Consider the following 15479-nt stretch of genomic DNA (forward strand, 5'->3'; position numbering starts at 1 on the left):
TGCGGTGGTGATCGACGCGCAGCACGGCTGCATGACCGGCCGCGGCGTGCGCACCCCCGGCGTCGGCATGGTCACCAGCCGCGTCCTCGGCTGCTTCCTGGAAGATCAGCGCAGCCGCAAGGAAGTGCTCAGCCTGATGGGCTATTGATGCGCGTCGCGATCGTCGGGGCAGGAATTTCCGGGCTGGCGTGCGCCGCGGCGCTGCGTGCGGCGGGCCACGAACCCGTGCTGTTCGACAAGGCGCGCGGCGCTGGAGGGCGCATGTCGACGCGCCGTATCGACACGGCTCAAGGCACCATCGCGGTCGATCATGGCGCCACCCATTTTACCGTGCGGTCGGCCGGCTTTTCGGCGCTTGTCAGTCAGTGGGAAGCCGAGGGGCTTGCCGCCCGCTGGCCGGCGGCCGGTCGCGATGCCTGGATCGGGGTGCCGACAATGAACGCGCCGCTCAAAGCCTATGGCGCCGAGCATAGCATTCATTGGTCGACGCCCGTCACGGCGTTGACCCGAAGCCCCGCGGGTTGGACGGTCCACAGCGAAGCCAGGCGCTTCGCGGCGTTTGACGCAGCGGTCGTGGCCATTCCCGCAGAACAGGCCGCTCCGCTTCTGTCGCTGCACGATTTTACCATGGCCCGCGCGGCAATGGCGATCCGCTCGCACCCCATATGGTCGGGAATATTCATTTTCGCGCGGCCGATCGGCGCGGCGACCGATCTGATACGCGGCGACGGTCCCATCACGCTCGCGATGCGCAATGGCACGCGCCCTGGGCGCAGCTCTGCCGAATGCTGGGTGGTTCAGGCCAGCTGGGAATGGAGCGAGGCCAATCTGACGCGGCCGGCCGATCAAATCTGCCAAGCGCTGCTGGTTGACCTCGCGCGCGCGCACGACCTCATTCTCCCGCAGCCCATCCATAGCCACGCGCATCGCTGGCTGTTCGGCCAGCCGTCCGGCCGCGATCCCGTCGATCTGTGGAATCCGGCGATCGGCCTCGGTGCGTGCGGCGACTGGCTCGCGCACGGCTTTGTCGAAGCCGCGTGGGAGCGCGGCGATCGGCTGGGATGCCATATCGCTGCGTCCTTCGCCGAGCGCAGCGAGTTGACATCCGAGGTGGTCAGAGAAGCGCGATCAACAGGCTGAGCACGCCAAGCCCGGTCGACAATTGGACGCGCAAAATGATCCACGCGTCGCCGCCGGGCGCGGCGCCGACGATGGCGCGATCGATCAGCGGCGAAACCAGCAGCAGAAGTCCGACCAGAATCAGCGAAGGCTGCGGCCAAGGGTAGCCGAAAAGCCACGGGGCAAAGCTCGCGAGCCCGATGAGACTCGGCATCACCGCCGCGAGCGGAGTCCAGCGCGGCGCGTCCGCGAACAGAACGGCGAGTCCCCACCAGACGCCGCCCAGGAAAGAGAAGATAAGCACGGCATAGAGATAGCCGATGGTGAGAGCGGTCCAGCGCCAGGCCTCACCGCCGGCGAGCATGAGCGCCAGGCATGCCGCGGCAGGAAGCAGTCCGGCGAAGCCGAGACGGCGCGTAGCAGGCGACACGGTGATTGCGGTCAGCTTCATGCGCGCCGTCCAGCATGGGACGCGCGCGGCGGCAAGCTGCCCTTTGAGGCACATACCGCCCAAAGGACAGGTCGCCCGGCGCGCCATCGCGGCCTAGGCTTCGACCATCCAAGGAGATTATCTGTGCGCAGCGCAATCGTGATCGGAGCCGGAATAGGCGGGTTGGCGCTGGCCATTCGCCTCCAGTCGGCCGGCGTTGCCGTCGACCTTGTCGAAGCGCGCGACCGGCCGGGCGGCCGCGCCTATGTTTGGGAGCGCGACGGCTTCACCTTCGACGCGGGACCGACGGTCATTACCGACCCCGCCTGCCTTGCGGAGCTTTGGCGGCTCACCGGCGCCGATATGGCGGCCGATGTCACGCTCTTGCCCGTTTCTCCCTTCTACCGCCTGCAATGGCCCGACGGCAGCCATTTCGATTATGGCAATGACGAACCCGCGCTGCGCCGCGAGATTGCCGCCTTCAACCCTGCCGACGTCGCAGGCTACGAGCGCTTCTTGCGCTATTCCGACGCGGTTCATGCCGAAGGCTATGTGAAGCTGGGCGCGGCGCCGTTTCTCGATTTCGCCTCGATGCTCAAGGCGGCGCCCGCGCTCGCCAGACAGCGCGCGTGGCGATCGGTCTATGCAACCGTCGCCTCGCATATAAAGGATGCGCGGCTGCGCGAGGCCTTTTCGTTTCATACGCTGCTCGTCGGCGGCAATCCGATGGCGACAAGCGCCATCTACGCGCTCATCCACAAGCTCGAAAAAGACGGCGGCGTCTGGTTCGCGCAAGGGGGGACCAACGCGCTCGTCGCGGGACTGGTCCGCCAGTTCGAGCGACTGGGCGGCCGCCTTCGTCTCGGCGACAAGGTGGTGCGCATTCACAGCGAAGGCCGCCGGGCCACGGGGGTGACGCTCGCGAGCGGCCATTCGCTGCGCGCCGACGCCATCGCCTCGAACGCCGACGTCATGCACAGCTATCGCGACCTGCTCGCTGGCGGGCGGGGGCGAAAGATGGCGCGACGGCTCGGCCGCAAGAAATGGTCGCCGAGCCTGTTCGTTCTGCATTTCGGGGTCGAGGGCCATTATCCCGGCGTTCCCCATCACATGATCCTGTTCGCGCAGCGCTACCGCGAACTGCTGGACGATATCTATCGCCGCGGGGTGCTTAGCGACGATTTCGCAATCTACCTCCATCACCCAAGCGCGACGGACCCCTCGCTCGCGCCGCCGGGGCGCAGCACATTTTATGCGCTCGTCCCGGCCCCCCATCTCGGCCACGCCGCGATCGACTGGAACCGCGAAGGCGAGACGCTCGCGCGCAAGATCATCGCCAAGCTCGAAGAACGGCTGCTGCCCGATCTCTCTCAACGGATCGTCACCCGCTTCCACTATACGCCGCGCGATTTTTCGGCCGATCTGGCCGCGCATCACGGCAGCGCCTTCAGCTTGCTGCCCTCGCTCACGCAAAGCGCGTGGTTCCGGACGCACAATCGCGACGACGCGATCGACAATCTCTATTTTGTCGGCGCGGGCACCCACCCCGGTGCGGGGATTCCCGGCGTCGTCGCAAGCGCCAAGGCCACCGCCGGGCTGATGCTCGATGCCGCCGCACTCGCGGTCGCGGATTGACGCCGTGGCAACCGCGATCCCTTTGGTGCAGGCTGACCGCGAGACGCTCGTCGATATTGCGCGCGCGCGGCTTGTGCGTGCGATCGAGGCGGTCGGCCGCGGCGACAAGGAAGCGATGCGCACGCTCTACCGGCTGACCTCGGCGAAGCTGTTCGGCATCTGCCTCAGAATCTGCGGCGAAAGGGCGCAGGCGGAAGATGTGCTGCAGAGCGCTTATCTGAAGATCTGGGAAAATGCGGCGCGTTTCGACCGGCGGCGCGCGAGCCCGATCAGTTGGCTCGCGGCGATAGCGCGAAATGCCGCAATCGACTGGCGCCGCTCGGCCGAAGCACGCGGCCTGCTGCGCCAACAACCGATCGACGACGCGCTGAGCCTGCGCGTCTACGAAGGCGCAAGTCCGGATGCGCTGCTTGACCAGCGCGACAGCCGCGCGACCATCGACCGCTGCCTCGCGGCGCTTGATGTGCGCGCCGCGGGCTTTCTGCGCACTGCCTTTTTCGAGGGGCTCTCCTACCGCGAACTTGCGGCGCGCGAAGCGTTGCCGCTCGGCACGATCAAAAGCATTATCCGGCGCTCGCTCGTCCGTTTGCGCGCCTGCCTCGGCGATGTCTGACGGTCGTTCCGCCACCACCGACGTGCTCGCCGCGGAGCTGGTGCTCGGCCTGTTATCGCGGGATGAGCAGGCAATCGCCGCCGCCCGCCTTGCAAGCGACGCGCGCTTTGCCGCCGAGGTCCCGGCCTGGGAAGAGCATTTCGGCGCTCTTGCCTGGCAGGTCGAAGCCCATTTTCCACCGCGCGAGGTCTGGGGCCGCATCGCCGCCGCGATTGAAGCGCGGAAAGCTTCGCAGAGCCGCTGGCCGCGCGCTTCGATGGCGATGGCGGGGGCAGCGGCCCTTGTGATGCTCACCGTTCTGGTCTGGCCTTCCCCCGAGGCGCGCCGTGCACCGAACCTTGCGGTCGCGACGTTGGTCGGTCCCGATCTGGTGGTCGGAGCCCGCTATGCGGCCAAGTCGGGCCGGATGCGCGTCGAGATAGCGGGAGCACTGCCGGGGCCGGGGCGCCCGGAACTTTGGATCCTGCGCCCCGGCATGGCGCCGGTGTCGCTCGGCCAGCTTGCACCGCAAGGACGTTCGGAAATGATCATGCCGCGCGCGCTCAGGCCGCTCGTTCAGAGCGGCAGCGAGTTCGCGATCACGATCGAGGCACCTTCGACGACGCCGCACCTTCGGCCCAGCGGACCGCCACTCGCGCGCGGCGCGATAATTTTTGTCTAGCGGATGCATCCGCCCGCCGAGCCATTCCGTAGCTTCATTGCCCCTCCCCCATCCGGGGCGAAAAATTCAGGAAAGGAATGTTCGATGAAGATTTCGCACATCACTCTTGCCCTTGCCGCTGCTGCGCTCGCGACCACCGGCGCCCACGCCAAAAATCCCATGGTCGGCGGCGCCGCGATGTACGAGACGAAGAATATTGTCGAAAATGCTGCGGCATCAGCCGATCACAAGACGCTGGTGGCGGCGGTGAAGGCCGCCGGTCTCGTCGACACGCTCGCCTCGCCAGGGCCTTTCACGGTCTTCGCGCCAACCGATGCGGCGTTTGCAAAGCTGCCCGCCGGTACGGTCGACACGCTGCTTCTCCCTGAAAACAAGGCAAAGCTTACCGGGATCCTGACGTATCACGTCGTACCCGGACGCCTGACCGCGGCCGACATTGCGGCAAAGGCGGCGGCCAACGGCGGCAAGGCCGTTCTGACGACCGTCGAGGGCGAAGCCCTTACCGTCTGGCAGAAGGACGGAAGCTGGTATGTCAGCGACGCCAAGGGCGGCAAGGCAAAGATCGGTCCCGCGGACGTTCTGCAGTCGAATGGCGTTATCCACGTCATCGACGCGGTCCTGATGCCGTGAAGCGAGGCGCCCCCCGCTGCGCGCCGCGCGGCGGGGGCGCTCTTTACAGTGAAGCGGATGTTCAGAGGCGCAAGCCAGGCCAAAGCCCGGCAAGCGTTACGCAATGAACCGCCGCGATAGCGAGATTGCTCAGGATGACAGGATTGCGCCAGTCTCGCACGATGAAGGGCGCCATCAGCTTGTAAAGTATCTGCACTGCGAGCAGCGGCGCGGCGAGCAACGGCTGGCCGAGCAACAGCAGCAGCACCGACAGGATCAGGATCGCGGCATAGATGCTGAGCAATATGCCCCGCGCCGGACTCGGCGGCCCCCATGCCTCATCGGCCCAGCGGGCGCCGCGCGCAAGACCCAGGCAAACCGGTATGAGGACAGCGACGTTGAGCAGGAGCGAGACGTAAAGCATCGGCGTCATGGTTCAGCCTTGCGCGCGCACCGGACCGAGCAGCATCGCCCGCGCATCGCCGCGGCATCGGTAGCTCAGCCACAAGAGATAGAGTGACAGGAACAGCATCCCGCCAAAAACCGCGACGAGGCCCAGCAGAAGCGATGCCGCGCTGAAATGCCCCCGCCACGCGGTCCAGAGGCCGGAGAGCAGCAGGAAGCAGAAGAAGTCGAGATTGAACTGGCCGGGCCAACTCATCGCCGCCATGTCGCCGAAAAAGACCGGCAGCAGATTCCAGCCGTGATGCGCGATGGTGACGCCGGTATAGGCGATGATGACGACCAAACAGATCGCCAGAAACAGCCGAAACAAGGTCATGCCAAATCCCCTCCCGATTCGCCCTGCGGCGATGCTTCCAGATAAAGGCAGCGCGCGAGCATCGCACAAAGGCCGATGCTGCCGGTCGCAAGGACGAAGAGGGTCCAAGGAACCACCCGCATCCCGACCGATCGCGCGCGCGGCAGGAGCAGCGACCAGGCGGCGCCGACCGCGAGCAGCAGATCGAACCAGATCTGATTGCCCCAGACGCCGGCCTGATGAAGCGGCCAGAAGCCGGCCCAGCCGCCGGTAAACCCAGCGTAACCGCTCCAGATCGCGAAGAGCGATGACGCTGCCGCCGCCAGCAGCCAGCTACCGCGCGCTCTGGCCGGGCGCGCGATTTTGACAAAGATGAAGGCGACAAAGACCAGCGCCGCGCCAATGGGCGCAAGCTCGAACAGCTTATGGTCAGGTCCGTACATCATCAGATGCGAATCCATGTAGCAGTTGCTACATTCATATCGATCGCTAGCAGCGGGCGCAAGAGGTGAAGATGGTCAGCCGCGAAGAACAGCGTGCACGGGTCGAGGCCGCTCTGGCAGCGCATTTGCTCGACCATGGGCTCGCGCAGACGAGTTTGCGCGAGCTCGCGCGCGCGGCGGCGGTCAGCGACCGGATGCTGCTTTATTATTTCGCCGACAAGGCCGAGGTGCTGGGCTGCGCCGCGCAGCGGATCGCCGCGGACCTTGCCGGGCATATTGGCGAAGCGGTCGGCGAAGGCGAGAGACTCGCACCGCTTGCCCTCCTCGAACGCGCCGGGGCACTCGTCACGCGCGCCGAAATCCGGCCCTATATGCGACTATGGGTTCAGATGATTGCAGCGGCGGGCCGCGGCGAAGCCCCTTTCCCCGCCATCGCCGAAGCGATGCTGGCCGGCTTCCTGGCATGGGTCGAGGCGCATCTTGCGATTGACGAGGCCGCCGATCGGCAGGCCGTCGCCGCGATGATCGTCGCGGCGGTTGACGGTCTCGCGATCATCGACATCGGCCGCGGGCCCGATCTCGCGGCGCGCGCCGCGCGCGCTATCTCCCATCTCGGTCGTCCTCGCTGATCGCGGTACGTGAAAGGCCGCCCCTTGCGGGACGGCCTTTCCATTGTCAGCCAACAGGGGCTTTGCTCAGATAAGCGGCCGCTCCATGGCGGAGGCCAAGCTCATCAGCGTTGCCGCATGCGGCATATGACAATGAGACATCAGACCACCTCCTTTCCGTTGTTGAACGATAAGGGGAATGTGGATCGTCGGCGGCCATCCGTCAAGCGCCCAACAAAAAAGCGTGACCCGAAGGCAGCCAGCGCCTTCACGCAACGCGTTTCATATCCTGACAGGTGCAGCGGTTCATAATCGGCATCCCGGCCCTTCGACGCCCCGATTTAACCAAAAAACTCCCGACCATTGATTGCGATCTGCGCAGATGGTTATGCTAGGTTCAACACCGATGAGGGAAAAGCGTGGGCGACGGCGAAGACGATTTTACATTTGCGACCGAAAAGCAGCGGGCCGTGCTCGAACTGCTCGCCAATAATCGTACCAGCAAGGAGATCGCGGGTGCACTCGCGGTCAGCGAGCCCGCGATCAACCGGCGCATCGAAGTGCTGCGTCTGCGCCTCGGCGGCATCACGCGACACGAGCTTGTGCGGCGCTATCGCAACTGGCGCGATCGCATCGCGCCGGATTCAGGGTCATCAGTGCCATGTGTAGAAAATGATGACGAATTTATACAGCTAGGCGCACGCGCTGCATTCGGGAAAGCCGGGGACGGGAGCGATGCGGACGAGACGACTGCCAGGTTCCGGGACAGCATCGCCGTTCGGGTGGATGCTCCCTGGGCCGAGGAGATGCCGCCGCCGCGCGTTGTCCCGGGGATGCTCGATGGCAGCAACGCCATGCTATCTCGCGGTGCGGCGATTGCGATCATTCTGCTCGCGATCCTTGCCAGTCTGGCGGTCGGCCTCGGCGTCGCCAGAGCGCTTGCGGATATCGTGAACGGCTGACCGATCCCCTGTCGACTGGAATGCATCGGCCGCGGGCGCCGATGCGAGGGGGAATACAATGAACGCAACACCCATCATATGGTGCGCCTTGGTCACCAGATTCACGCCGCCGACGAGACTTCGGCGCGCCTTACAGTCGCCCAGGCGTTGACCCGTCCGCTGCGCCGCGCCACGCTGTGCCGATGGACCGGCTTCAAATAGCAAATCTGGTGATGATGCTTCTCTTCGGTGCAGCAGCACTGCGCTGGGGAGCGGCACCCGAACGGATCTGCGTGGCAATTCTTGGCTTCGTGACCCTCGCCGACCCCGTCTATCACCTTTTGGCGGGCCATGGCGCGATCTACGGATCGGTCGACATCGGTCACCTGACATTCGACCTCATGATGGCGGCGGGCTTCATTGCCGTCGCGCTCTGGGCGAACAGGATATATCCTTTATGGCTAGCCGCCTTCCAGCTCGTCTCGGTGATCGGGCATTTCTCGCGCGAACTGACGAGCAGCTTTCCAAAACTCGCCTACGGTCTGATGATTTATGGCCCCTTTTATATCATCTTGCCGATCCTGGGGTTCGGGATCTGGCGCCACGCGCGGCGGCGGCGGCGCCACGGGCAGTATCCGTCCTGGCGGAGCTCCTCGCCCCCTTCGCCGCCGAGCGCGCGTCCACGGCCGCCCAGCAGCTGATCACGCATTTCGGGGGTCTGGGCCGCGCCCTCGCTGCTTCGCCGCGACAGCTGTCAGGCGTTCTTGATGGTGACGAGCACCTGGCCGCCTCGATCGCCGCAGCGCGCGCCCTTGTCATGGCCGGGCTGCGCGAGCAAATCGCGCGCAGCCCGGTACATGCCGGCGATTCACGGCTGCACGATTATTTGCTGATCCAACTGAACGACGCTCCGACCGAGCGACTTCATGCGATCTTTGTCGACAGCGTTTCCGACTATATAGCTGACGAACAGATCGCCGACGGGACGATCACCCACGTCTCCGCGTCGCTGCGGACGCTTCTCGCGCATGCCTTCGAGGCGGGGGCGCACGGTGTGATCCTCGCGCATAATCATCCGTCGGGATCGAGCGAGCCGAGCGCTGCCGACGAGGCGTTCACCGCCAAGATCGGCGGACTGCTTGCCGCGGTCGATATTCGCTTGCACGATCATCTGATCGTCGGCGGGGGCCGTGTCGTCAGCATGCGCGCAAGGGGGCTGCTATGAGCTGGCAGCGCGAGACGCCGACATTGCGCCTCGTAGAGTGCGACATCGACGCCCCTCTGCTCGCCTTTGCCAAAGCACAATATGCCTTCAGGCGGCGCCGCGAGGCGATCTTCGGTCTCGACATTTTTGCCGAGCCGGCGTGGGACATGCTGCTCGATCTCTATATCCAGCGCGGCGAACGGCGCGCGGTCAGCGTGCACAGCCTGTGCATTGCCGCCGCCGTACCCGCGACGACGGCGCTGCGATGGATCGGCAAGCTTACCGAACTGGGGTTGATCGAACGCCGACGCGCCGCGAGCGATGCCCGCGTCGTTCTCCTCTCGCTGACCGAGGCGGGGCTCGAGACAATCGAGCGTTGCCTGCGCAGCGCCGTTGCCGGCGGACTGGCCGCGGGGGCGGCCACGCAAGGGCGCCAAGGCTGACAGCAGCGCGCAAGACGCCAGGCCGGAAGGGGCCGCGCGAGCCGGAAGATCGCGGGACCTCAAATTCGGGGCCGGGGAAGGCCGAAGGCTAAAACCACGCTCCCATGCACCATCCGCGCAATAAGAGGGTCATGCAGACCGGGATAAGCGACACAATTCCATGAAGAATTCGGAACGCGGAGGAAGTCTGAGAAAAGCAGTGGACACCCGACCCGGCGCCAATATCTCATTGATTTTCTTTAGAATTTTTGGATGCCCCGTGAGGATTCGAACCTCAATAGACGGAATCAGAATCCGTAGTCTTACCATTAGACGACGGGGCAATGAGGGGCGCGCAATATGATTGCGTGGGCCGTCTGTCAAGACTGGTGCGACCACCCGGTCGGGTTCGCGCAACAGGCGGCTTGCCCTTATCCAATTCGCCGCTAGCATCGCGCGCAGAACAGAAGAACAGAGGGGCCGCGCCCCGGCGCAGGTCCTGCACTTGGAGGTGGGCTGATGCGTCATGTCGCGATCGTCGGGTCGGGTCCGGCCGGATATTATACCGCCGAAACCTTGCAGAAGGCGGAGGATATCAGCGTCGACGTGATCGATCGCCTGCCCGTTCCCTATGGGCTGATCCGCACCGGCGTTGCCCCCGATCACCAATCGATCAAGGCGGTGTCGCGGCGGTACGAGGGTGTCGCCCTGGCGGACAATGTGCGCTTCGTCGGCCATGTGTCGGTCGGCACCGACGTCGGGATCGACGAACTGACGCAGCTCTACGACGCCGTCGTGCTCGCGACCGGGGCACCCAATGACCGGCCGCTGGGGATTCCCGGCGCCGATCTGCCCGGCGTCATCGGCAGCGCCGCCTTCGTCGGCTGGTACAATGGCCACCCCGATTTCGCCGATCTCGACCCGCCGCTCGACAGCCCCGGCGTCGCGGTGATCGGCAATGGCAATGTCGCGCTCGATGTCGCGCGCATCCTTGCCAAGACCCCCGCCGAATTCGCCGGCAGCGACATCGTCGCCCATGCGCGGGACCTGCTCGCGACGAGCAATATCCGGCACATCCACATTCTCGGCCGCCGCGGCCCGCACCAGATCGCGATGACACCGAAGGAGCTGGGCGAGCTTGGCCATCTCGAACGCGCCAGCCCGCGCGTCGACCCCGCCGATCTGCCCGACGAGGGCGACGACGCGCTGCTCGAACCCGGCATGCGCAAGTCGGTGACGCATCTGCGGCAGTTCGCGGCGAATCCGGTCGCCAAACCGGTGACGATCGACTTCGACTTCTTTGCCATGCCCGTCGCGATAGAGGGCGACGGGCGCGCCCAGCGCGTCATCGTCGAACGGACGCGGCTCGATGCCGATCTGCGCAGCCATGGCACCGGCGAAACCTATGCGATCGAGGCGGGCCTGGTCGTCAGCTGCATCGGTTATCAGACGCCGCCGATCCCCGGCGTGCCCTATGAACATGGTCGCGGCCGCTTCGCCAATGACGAAGGGCGGATCCTGCCCGGCCTCTATTGCGTCGGCTGGGCGCGGCGCGGGCCTTCGGGGACGATCGGCACCAACAAGCCCGACGGCGCGCGCATCGCCGACATGGTGCTGGAGGATATCGGCCGCGGTGGCGGCAAGGCGGGCCGTCCCGGCCTCGACGCGCTGCTCGCGGGGCGCGGCATCGCGCCCGTCACCTTCCGCGACTGGCGCAAGATCGAGGCGGCGGAGGTCGCCGCCGCGCTCGAAGGCAACCCGCGCGAGAAATTCGTCCGCGTCGAGGCGATGATCGAAGCCATCGGGCGGTGACGATCCGCACGGCGCTGCGCTGGCTGCTCGCGCTCGCTTATGGCTATGCGGGCTACCGCCACCTCGCCACCCCCGCGCCCTTCGTGGCGATCACCCCGCCCTGGGTGCCGCAGCCGGCGCTGGTCGTCGCCGCGACGGGTGTTGCCGAGCTGGCCGGCGCGCTGGGGTTGCTGATCCCGGCGACGCGCAAGGCGGCGGGCTGGGGCCTTGCCCTCTATGCGCTGTGCGTGTGGCCGGCGAATTTCCATCACGCCTTCGCGCATGTCGCGATCGGCGGACAGACGCTCGGCTGGTGGTACCACGGCCCGCGCCTCGCCGCGCAGCCGCTCATCATCTGGTGGGCGCTGTGGGCGAGCGGCGCGATCGACTGGCCGTTCAAGAGGAAATAGCCGTCACCTCCGTCGCGACGGCGACGTGCATTATTTCGCCACCGGCGTCTCGATCGGCGGCTGGCCCTTCTGGCTCGCCGCATAGGCCTCGACCGCCTTCAGCACGCGCAGCATGTTGCCGCTCGCGATCTTTTCGAGGTCGGCCTGCGAATAGCCGCGCTTCGCCAGTTCGACGAACAACGCGGGGTAGCCCGACACATCCTCCATCCCGACCGGCGCCGAATCCATGCCGTCATAATCGCCGCCGAGCCCGATATGGTCGATCCCGGCCAGCTTGCGGATATGATCGATATGGTCGGCAACCTTCGCGACGTCGGTCGTCGGCGTCGGGTTCGCCTTGTCCCAGTCGGCGAGCGCCTTGTCGGCGGCAGAGGGATCGCCCGGATACATCGCCTTCAACCGCGCCTGTTCGGCGGTACGCGACAGGCCATAGGCGCGCACCTGGGGGTCGAGGAAGGTCGGCAACAGCACCACCATCACGATGCCGCCGTTCGCCTTGACCAGCGGCAGCACGCTGTCGGGGACATTGCGCGGATGGTCGTTGACGCCGCGCGCGCCCGAGTGGCTGAACATCACGGGCGCCTTCGCCACGGCGAGCGCGTCCTTCATCGTCGCCTCGCTCGTGTGGCTCAGATCGACGATCATGCCGATGCGGTTCATCTCGCGCACCACCTGTTCGCCGAACGGAGTCAGCCCGTCGTGCGCGGGCGCATCGGTCGCGCTGTCGCCCCACAGGGTGTTCCGGCTGTGGGTCAGCGTCATGTACCGCGCGCCGAGATCATACATGTCGCGCAGCACCGCCAGGCTCGATCCGATCGAATGACCGCCCTCCATGCCGAGCATGCCCGCGATCTTGCCCGCCTTCATCGCCTTTTCGAGCTCGGCCGAACTGGTCGCGAGCATCAGGTCGTTCGGATAGCGCTGGACGAGACGCTTCATCACGTCGATCTGCTCCAGCGTCTGCTGCACCGCCTGCGCCTCGTTGCTGTTCGACGGGACATAGACCGACCAGAATTGCGCGCCGACATGGCCCTTGCGCAGCCGGATCAGGTCGGTGTGCATCGCAATGCGGTCGGTGGTCGCGGTGTGGCTGGTGTCGTTGAAATCGAAGCCATTGATCATATTGTCGGCGCGCTCGCGCAGCGCCCAGGGCACGTCGTTATGCCCGTCGAAGACCGGCGCCTTCTTGAGCGCGGCCTCGGCCACTGCCTCGGGCGAGGTCTGCGCGGCGGCGGGAGACGAGACGAGGGCGAGAGCGGCAAGGCCGGCGAGCAGGATGGATTTTGTCATGGATGGCGACCTTAAGGTGCATGACGAGGAAATCGAGCCGAAATTTGTCGTCTGTACGCCACTGCAAGGTCGCGCTTCCCTTGACGTTCACGTCAACCGGGCGCAGCATCGCGGCATGACTGCATTCGACGACTGGCGCGCCCGTTCCCCCTATTATGACGAAACCCACGAGGCGCTGGCGCAAAGCGTCCGCCGCTTCGTCGAACGCGAGATCGCACCGCACATCGACCGCTGGGAAGCCGAGGGCGAACTGCCGCGCGCGCTGCACAAGAAGGCGGCGGAAGCGGGTATCCTTGGCCTGCGCTACCCCGAGCAATATGGCGGCCATTCGGAAGGCTTCGACAATTTCCACGGGCTGGTGCTGACCGAGGAGCTCGCCGCGGTCGGCGCGGGCGGACTCGGTGCCTCGCTGATGACGCACGGCATCGGCCTGCCGCCGATCCTCGCGCTCGGTTCGGAGGAATTGAAACAGCGCGTCGCGCCGCCTGTGCTCGCGGGGGACAAGATCATCGCGCTCGGCATTACCGAAGCGGGCGGCGGCAGCGACGTCGCCAACCTCAAGACGACGGCGGTGCGCGACGGCGACGATTATGTCGTCAATGGCGGCAAGATGTTCATCACCAGCGGCATGCGCGCCGATTGGCTGACCTGCGCGGTGCGCACCGGCGGTCCTGGCGCGGGCGGTATCTCGCTGCTGCTTATCGACATGGACGCGCCCGGCGTCGAACGCACGCGGCTCGACAAGATGGGCTGGCGCTGCAGCGACACCGCGGCGATCCATTTCGCGGACGTGCGCGTCCCCGCGACAAACCTGATCGGGGCCGAAAACGGCGGCTTCATCGGCATCATGCGCAACTTCAATTCGGAACGGCTCGGCATGGCGATGGGCTGCTGCGCCTATGCCCGCGTCGCGCTCGCCGAAGCGGCCGAATGGGCGCAAAACCGCGAGACGTTCGGCAAGCCGCTCGTCGGCCACCAGTCGATCCGCATCAAGCTCGCCGATATGGAACGCCAGATCGAAGCGACGCAGGCGTGGGTCGACCTCTGCGCGTGGCAGGTGAAGACCGGCAAGGACCGCCCCGCCGATTTCGCGATGCTCAAGGTGCAGGCGACCCGGATGCTCGAAGCGGTCGCGCGCGAGGCGGCGCAGGTGCTGGGCGGCGCGAGCTACATCACCGGCAGCAAGGTCGAACGCATCTACCGCGAGGTCCGCGTCAACGCGATCGGCGGCGGCAGCGAGGAAATCATGCTCGATCTGGCGGGGCGGCAGCTCTTCGGCGGTCGATGAGTTCGACCGACCTCGTCCTGCTCGTCGTCGCGGTCGCGACCGCGGCGGTGATGCTGTCGCCGCCGCTGCTGCGTTCGCGCGACTGGCGCGCGACCGTCACGCCGCTCGCGTCGATCATCGGGTCGGGCTTCCTCGTCGCGGGGCCGATCCTTGGCCATGTCGCGGGCCATTATGCGGTCGCGGCGATGGCGGCGCTCTGCGCCATTTCCTATCTATTCGGTCTTGCGGTGCGCGACAATATCAGCCGCCTCGAACCGATGCTCGCGGCCGAATCGCCGCCGCCGGTGCTGCTCTGGCTCGACCGCGCCGCCGATCTTGCGCTGATCCTCGCCTATTTCGTCTCGGTCGCTTATTATCTCGACCTGCTCGCCGATTTCGCACTCAAGGCGTTCGGCGTCGTCGATCCGATGGCTGCGCACGGGATGACGACCGCGATCCTCGCGCTGCTCGGCACGCTCGGCTATTTCGGCGGTCTGCGCTGGCTCGAACATGTCGAGCTTGGCTCGGTCGGGCTCAAGCTGGCGATGATCGCCGCGCTCATCGCCGCGCTCGCCTGGGCGCTGGGGTCGGAGGTCGCGGCGGGAACGGTCGCGGTCCGTCCGCTCGCCGACCAGGCGGAGGGTTTCGACGCGGTCCGCATCCTGCTCGGCCTCATCATCCTCGTCCAGGGGTTCGAAACCTCGCGCTACCTCGGCGACAGCTACGACCGCGCGACGCGGGTGCGCACGATGCGCCATGCCCAGTGGATCGCCTTTGTCGTCTATATGCTGTTCATCGGCCTGCTGACGCCGTGGCTCGACGGGCGCCTGCCGCCCGAGGGCGGCGACACCCATGTCATCGAACTGCTGCGCCCCGTCGGCACCCTCGTCGCGCCGGCGATCATCGTCGCAGCCCTGCTGTCGCAGCTTTCGGCGGCGGTGGCCGATCTCAACGGCGCCAGCGGCCTCGTCGCCGGCGCCTCGCGCCAGCGAATCCCCGTCGCTATCGGCTATGTCATCGCAGCATCAGCCTCGATCGCGGTGGTGTGGGCGGGCGACATCTTCACCGTCATCGCCTGGGCGTCCAAAGCCTTCGTTCTCTATTATGGCATCCAGTCGGCGACCGCACTCGTCGTCGAATGGGTCGACCCCGCCCCGACCCGCTGGGGCCGCATCGTCCTGCACGGCAGCGCCATCGCCATAGCGCTCGCCGTGCTGACCCTCGGCCGCGCGGCGGCAGGCTGACAAGCCGGCGGCGACGTTCTAAGATCGCGTGA

Annotated in this window: 20 protein-coding genes and 1 tRNA gene; 15 read left to right on the top strand and 6 right to left on the bottom strand. The window is 66.3% G+C overall.

The window, feature by feature from the left end:
• Together ATE59_RS13890 and ATE59_RS13895 are read left to right on the top strand one after the other, a co-directional pair.
• Positions 1-148, top strand: a 148-nt coding sequence (locus ATE59_RS13890) for a GTP cyclohydrolase I (protein ID WP_197409177.1), incomplete at its 5' end; no start/stop codon positions are given.
• Complete coding sequence (locus tag ATE59_RS13895; protein ID WP_231737384.1) at positions 148-1140, top strand: NAD(P)/FAD-dependent oxidoreductase; 993 nt, start codon at positions 148-150, stop codon at positions 1138-1140. The genes ATE59_RS13890 and ATE59_RS13895, both read left to right, overlap by 1 nt.
• Here the strand turns inward: ATE59_RS13895 and ATE59_RS13900 are convergent.
• The gene (locus tag ATE59_RS13900) at positions 1115-1570 is read right to left on the bottom strand and encodes a DUF3429 family protein (protein WP_231737386.1); all 456 of its coding nucleotides are present in this window, start codon (positions 1568-1570) and stop codon (positions 1115-1117) included. The genes ATE59_RS13895 and ATE59_RS13900 overlap by 26 nt on opposite strands.
• A gap of 123 nt (positions 1571-1693) precedes the next feature.
• On the opposite strand from ATE59_RS13900, the gene ATE59_RS13905 reads away from it, so the two are divergent.
• From ATE59_RS13905 to ATE59_RS13920, 4 genes are all read left to right on the top strand, one after another.
• On the top strand, positions 1694-3184 hold the full coding sequence (locus tag ATE59_RS13905) for a phytoene desaturase (RefSeq protein WP_058812928.1): 1491 nt from the start codon (positions 1694-1696) through the stop codon (positions 3182-3184).
• Between the two features lie 4 nt (positions 3185-3188).
• Positions 3189-3797: a sigma-70 family RNA polymerase sigma factor gene (locus ATE59_RS13910; RefSeq protein ID WP_331458675.1), complete on the top strand. Its 609-nt coding sequence runs from the start codon at positions 3189-3191 to the stop codon at positions 3795-3797.
• Positions 3790-4458 carry an anti-sigma factor gene (locus ATE59_RS13915; protein ID WP_058812929.1) on the top strand — a complete coding sequence of 223 codons (669 nt, stop codon included), beginning with the start codon at positions 3790-3792 and terminating at the stop codon, positions 4456-4458. The genes ATE59_RS13910 and ATE59_RS13915 overlap by 8 nt, the downstream gene beginning before the upstream one ends.
• Positions 4459-4542: 84 nt before the next feature.
• The gene (locus ATE59_RS13920) at positions 4543-5088 is read left to right on the top strand and encodes a fasciclin domain-containing protein (RefSeq protein ID WP_003040873.1); all 546 of its coding nucleotides are present in this window, start codon (positions 4543-4545) and stop codon (positions 5086-5088) included.
• Between the two features lie 61 nt (positions 5089-5149).
• Here ATE59_RS13920 and ATE59_RS13925 read toward each other — a convergent pair whose 3' ends face one another.
• Genes ATE59_RS13925 through ATE59_RS13935 form a run of 3 tightly spaced genes read right to left on the bottom strand, consistent with a single transcriptional unit; the run spans position 5150 to position 6273 of the window.
• On the bottom strand, positions 5150-5500 hold the full coding sequence (locus ATE59_RS13925) for a hypothetical protein (protein ID WP_058812930.1): 351 nt from the start codon (positions 5498-5500) through the stop codon (positions 5150-5152).
• A gap of 3 nt (positions 5501-5503) precedes the next feature.
• On the bottom strand, positions 5504-5848 hold the full coding sequence (locus tag ATE59_RS13930) for a hypothetical protein (RefSeq protein ID WP_058812931.1): 345 nt from the start codon (positions 5846-5848) through the stop codon (positions 5504-5506).
• On the bottom strand, positions 5845-6273 hold the full coding sequence (locus ATE59_RS13935) for a hypothetical protein (protein WP_156416793.1): 429 nt from the start codon (positions 6271-6273) through the stop codon (positions 5845-5847). The genes ATE59_RS13930 and ATE59_RS13935 overlap by 4 nt, the downstream gene beginning before the upstream one ends.
• Before the next feature lie 68 nt (positions 6274-6341).
• Between ATE59_RS13935 and ATE59_RS13940 the strand changes: the two genes are divergently transcribed.
• The 5 genes from ATE59_RS13940 to ATE59_RS18340 all read left to right on the top strand — a co-directional run bounded on the left by ATE59_RS13940 (position 6342) and on the right by ATE59_RS18340 (position 9466).
• Positions 6342-6899 (top strand): TetR/AcrR family transcriptional regulator, encoded by a 558-nt coding sequence (locus ATE59_RS13940; protein WP_058812933.1) that lies wholly within the window; start codon positions 6342-6344, stop codon positions 6897-6899.
• A 398-nt stretch (positions 6900-7297) separates the two neighbouring features.
• Positions 7298-7840, top strand: coding sequence for a helix-turn-helix transcriptional regulator (locus tag ATE59_RS13945; protein ID WP_058812934.1), 543 nt, complete (start codon positions 7298-7300; stop codon positions 7838-7840).
• 176 nt (positions 7841-8016) lie between these two features.
• Complete coding sequence (locus ATE59_RS18050; RefSeq protein ID WP_197409181.1) at positions 8017-8520, top strand: hypothetical protein; 504 nt, start codon at positions 8017-8019, stop codon at positions 8518-8520.
• Between the two features lie 116 nt (positions 8521-8636).
• Positions 8637-9044, top strand: a complete 408-nt coding sequence (locus tag ATE59_RS18055; RefSeq protein WP_058812936.1) for a JAB domain-containing protein — start codon at positions 8637-8639, stop codon at positions 9042-9044.
• Positions 9041-9466: a winged helix DNA-binding protein gene (locus tag ATE59_RS18340; RefSeq protein ID WP_003040893.1), complete on the top strand. Its 426-nt coding sequence runs from the start codon at positions 9041-9043 to the stop codon at positions 9464-9466. Before ATE59_RS18055 ends, ATE59_RS18340 begins: the two co-directional genes overlap by 4 nt.
• Before the next feature lie 249 nt (positions 9467-9715).
• Here ATE59_RS18340 and ATE59_RS13965 read toward each other — a convergent pair.
• Positions 9716-9789, bottom strand: a tRNA-Gln gene (locus tag ATE59_RS13965).
• Between the two features lie 175 nt (positions 9790-9964).
• Between ATE59_RS13965 and ATE59_RS13970 the strand changes: the two genes are divergently transcribed.
• Together ATE59_RS13970 and ATE59_RS13975 are read left to right on the top strand one after the other, a co-directional pair.
• The gene (locus tag ATE59_RS13970) at positions 9965-11257 is read left to right on the top strand and encodes an FAD-dependent oxidoreductase (RefSeq protein WP_058812937.1); all 1293 of its coding nucleotides are present in this window, start codon (positions 9965-9967) and stop codon (positions 11255-11257) included.
• A complete protein-coding gene (locus ATE59_RS13975; RefSeq protein ID WP_231737387.1) occupies positions 11254-11646 on the top strand; it encodes a DoxX family protein in 393 nt (130 codons plus the stop codon). The genes ATE59_RS13970 and ATE59_RS13975 overlap by 4 nt, the downstream gene beginning before the upstream one ends.
• Positions 11647-11676: 30 nt before the next feature.
• On the opposite strand, the gene ATE59_RS13980 is transcribed toward ATE59_RS13975, so the two are convergent.
• On the bottom strand, positions 11677-12936 hold the full coding sequence (locus ATE59_RS13980) for a dipeptidase (protein ID WP_058812938.1): 1260 nt from the start codon (positions 12934-12936) through the stop codon (positions 11677-11679).
• Between the two features lie 115 nt (positions 12937-13051).
• Here ATE59_RS13980 and ATE59_RS13985 point away from each other — a divergent pair, with 115 nt between their 5' ends.
• Both ATE59_RS13985 and ATE59_RS13990 read left to right on the top strand, forming a co-directional pair.
• The gene (locus ATE59_RS13985; RefSeq protein WP_058813050.1) at positions 13052-14224 is read left to right on the top strand and encodes an acyl-CoA dehydrogenase family protein; all 1173 of its coding nucleotides are present in this window, start codon (positions 13052-13054) and stop codon (positions 14222-14224) included.
• On the top strand, positions 14221-15447 hold the full coding sequence (locus tag ATE59_RS13990; RefSeq protein WP_058812939.1) for a hypothetical protein: 1227 nt from the start codon (positions 14221-14223) through the stop codon (positions 15445-15447). The genes ATE59_RS13985 and ATE59_RS13990 overlap by 4 nt, the downstream gene beginning before the upstream one ends.
• Positions 15448-15479: the final 32 nt, after the last annotated feature.

Origin of the sequence: Sphingopyxis sp. A083 (genome assembly GCF_001468495.1) — a bacterium.
Taxonomy (GTDB): Bacteria; Pseudomonadota; Alphaproteobacteria; order Sphingomonadales; family Sphingomonadaceae; genus Sphingopyxis; species Sphingopyxis terrae.

Bases quoted from the DNA above. Each gene is read 5' to 3' on its own strand.
- ATE59_RS13895 (WP_231737384.1), top strand. From the start codon at position 148: ATGCGCGTCGCGATCGTCGGGGCAGGAATTTCCGGGCTGGCGTGCGCC.
- ATE59_RS13930 (WP_058812931.1), bottom strand. From the start codon at position 5,848: ATGACCTTGTTTCGGCTGTTTCTGGCGATCTGTTTGGTCGTCATCATC.
- ATE59_RS18055 (WP_058812936.1), top strand. From the start codon at position 8,637: ATGGCCGGGCTGCGCGAGCAAATCGCGCGCAGCCCGGTACATGCCGGC.
- ATE59_RS13925 (WP_058812930.1), bottom strand. From the start codon at position 5,500: ATGACGCCGATGCTTTACGTCTCGCTCCTGCTCAACGTCGCTGTCCTC.
- ATE59_RS13920 (WP_003040873.1), top strand. From the start codon at position 4,543: ATGAAGATTTCGCACATCACTCTTGCCCTTGCCGCTGCTGCGCTCGCG.
- ATE59_RS18340 (WP_003040893.1), top strand. From the start codon at position 9,041: ATGAGCTGGCAGCGCGAGACGCCGACATTGCGCCTCGTAGAGTGCGAC.
- ATE59_RS13900 (WP_231737386.1), bottom strand. From the start codon at position 1,570: ATGAAGCTGACCGCAATCACCGTGTCGCCTGCTACGCGCCGTCTCGGC.
- ATE59_RS13980 (WP_058812938.1), bottom strand. From the start codon at position 12,936: ATGACAAAATCCATCCTGCTCGCCGGCCTTGCCGCTCTCGCCCTCGTC.
- ATE59_RS13940 (WP_058812933.1), top strand. From the start codon at position 6,342: ATGGTCAGCCGCGAAGAACAGCGTGCACGGGTCGAGGCCGCTCTGGCA.
- ATE59_RS13915 (WP_058812929.1), top strand. From the start codon at position 3,790: ATGTCTGACGGTCGTTCCGCCACCACCGACGTGCTCGCCGCGGAGCTG.
- ATE59_RS13935 (WP_156416793.1), bottom strand. From the start codon at position 6,273: ATGATGTACGGACCTGACCATAAGCTGTTCGAGCTTGCGCCCATTGGC.
- ATE59_RS13970 (WP_058812937.1), top strand. From the start codon at position 9,965: ATGCGTCATGTCGCGATCGTCGGGTCGGGTCCGGCCGGATATTATACC.
- ATE59_RS13985 (WP_058813050.1), top strand. From the start codon at position 13,052: ATGACTGCATTCGACGACTGGCGCGCCCGTTCCCCCTATTATGACGAA.
- ATE59_RS13990 (WP_058812939.1), top strand. From the start codon at position 14,221: ATGAGTTCGACCGACCTCGTCCTGCTCGTCGTCGCGGTCGCGACCGCG.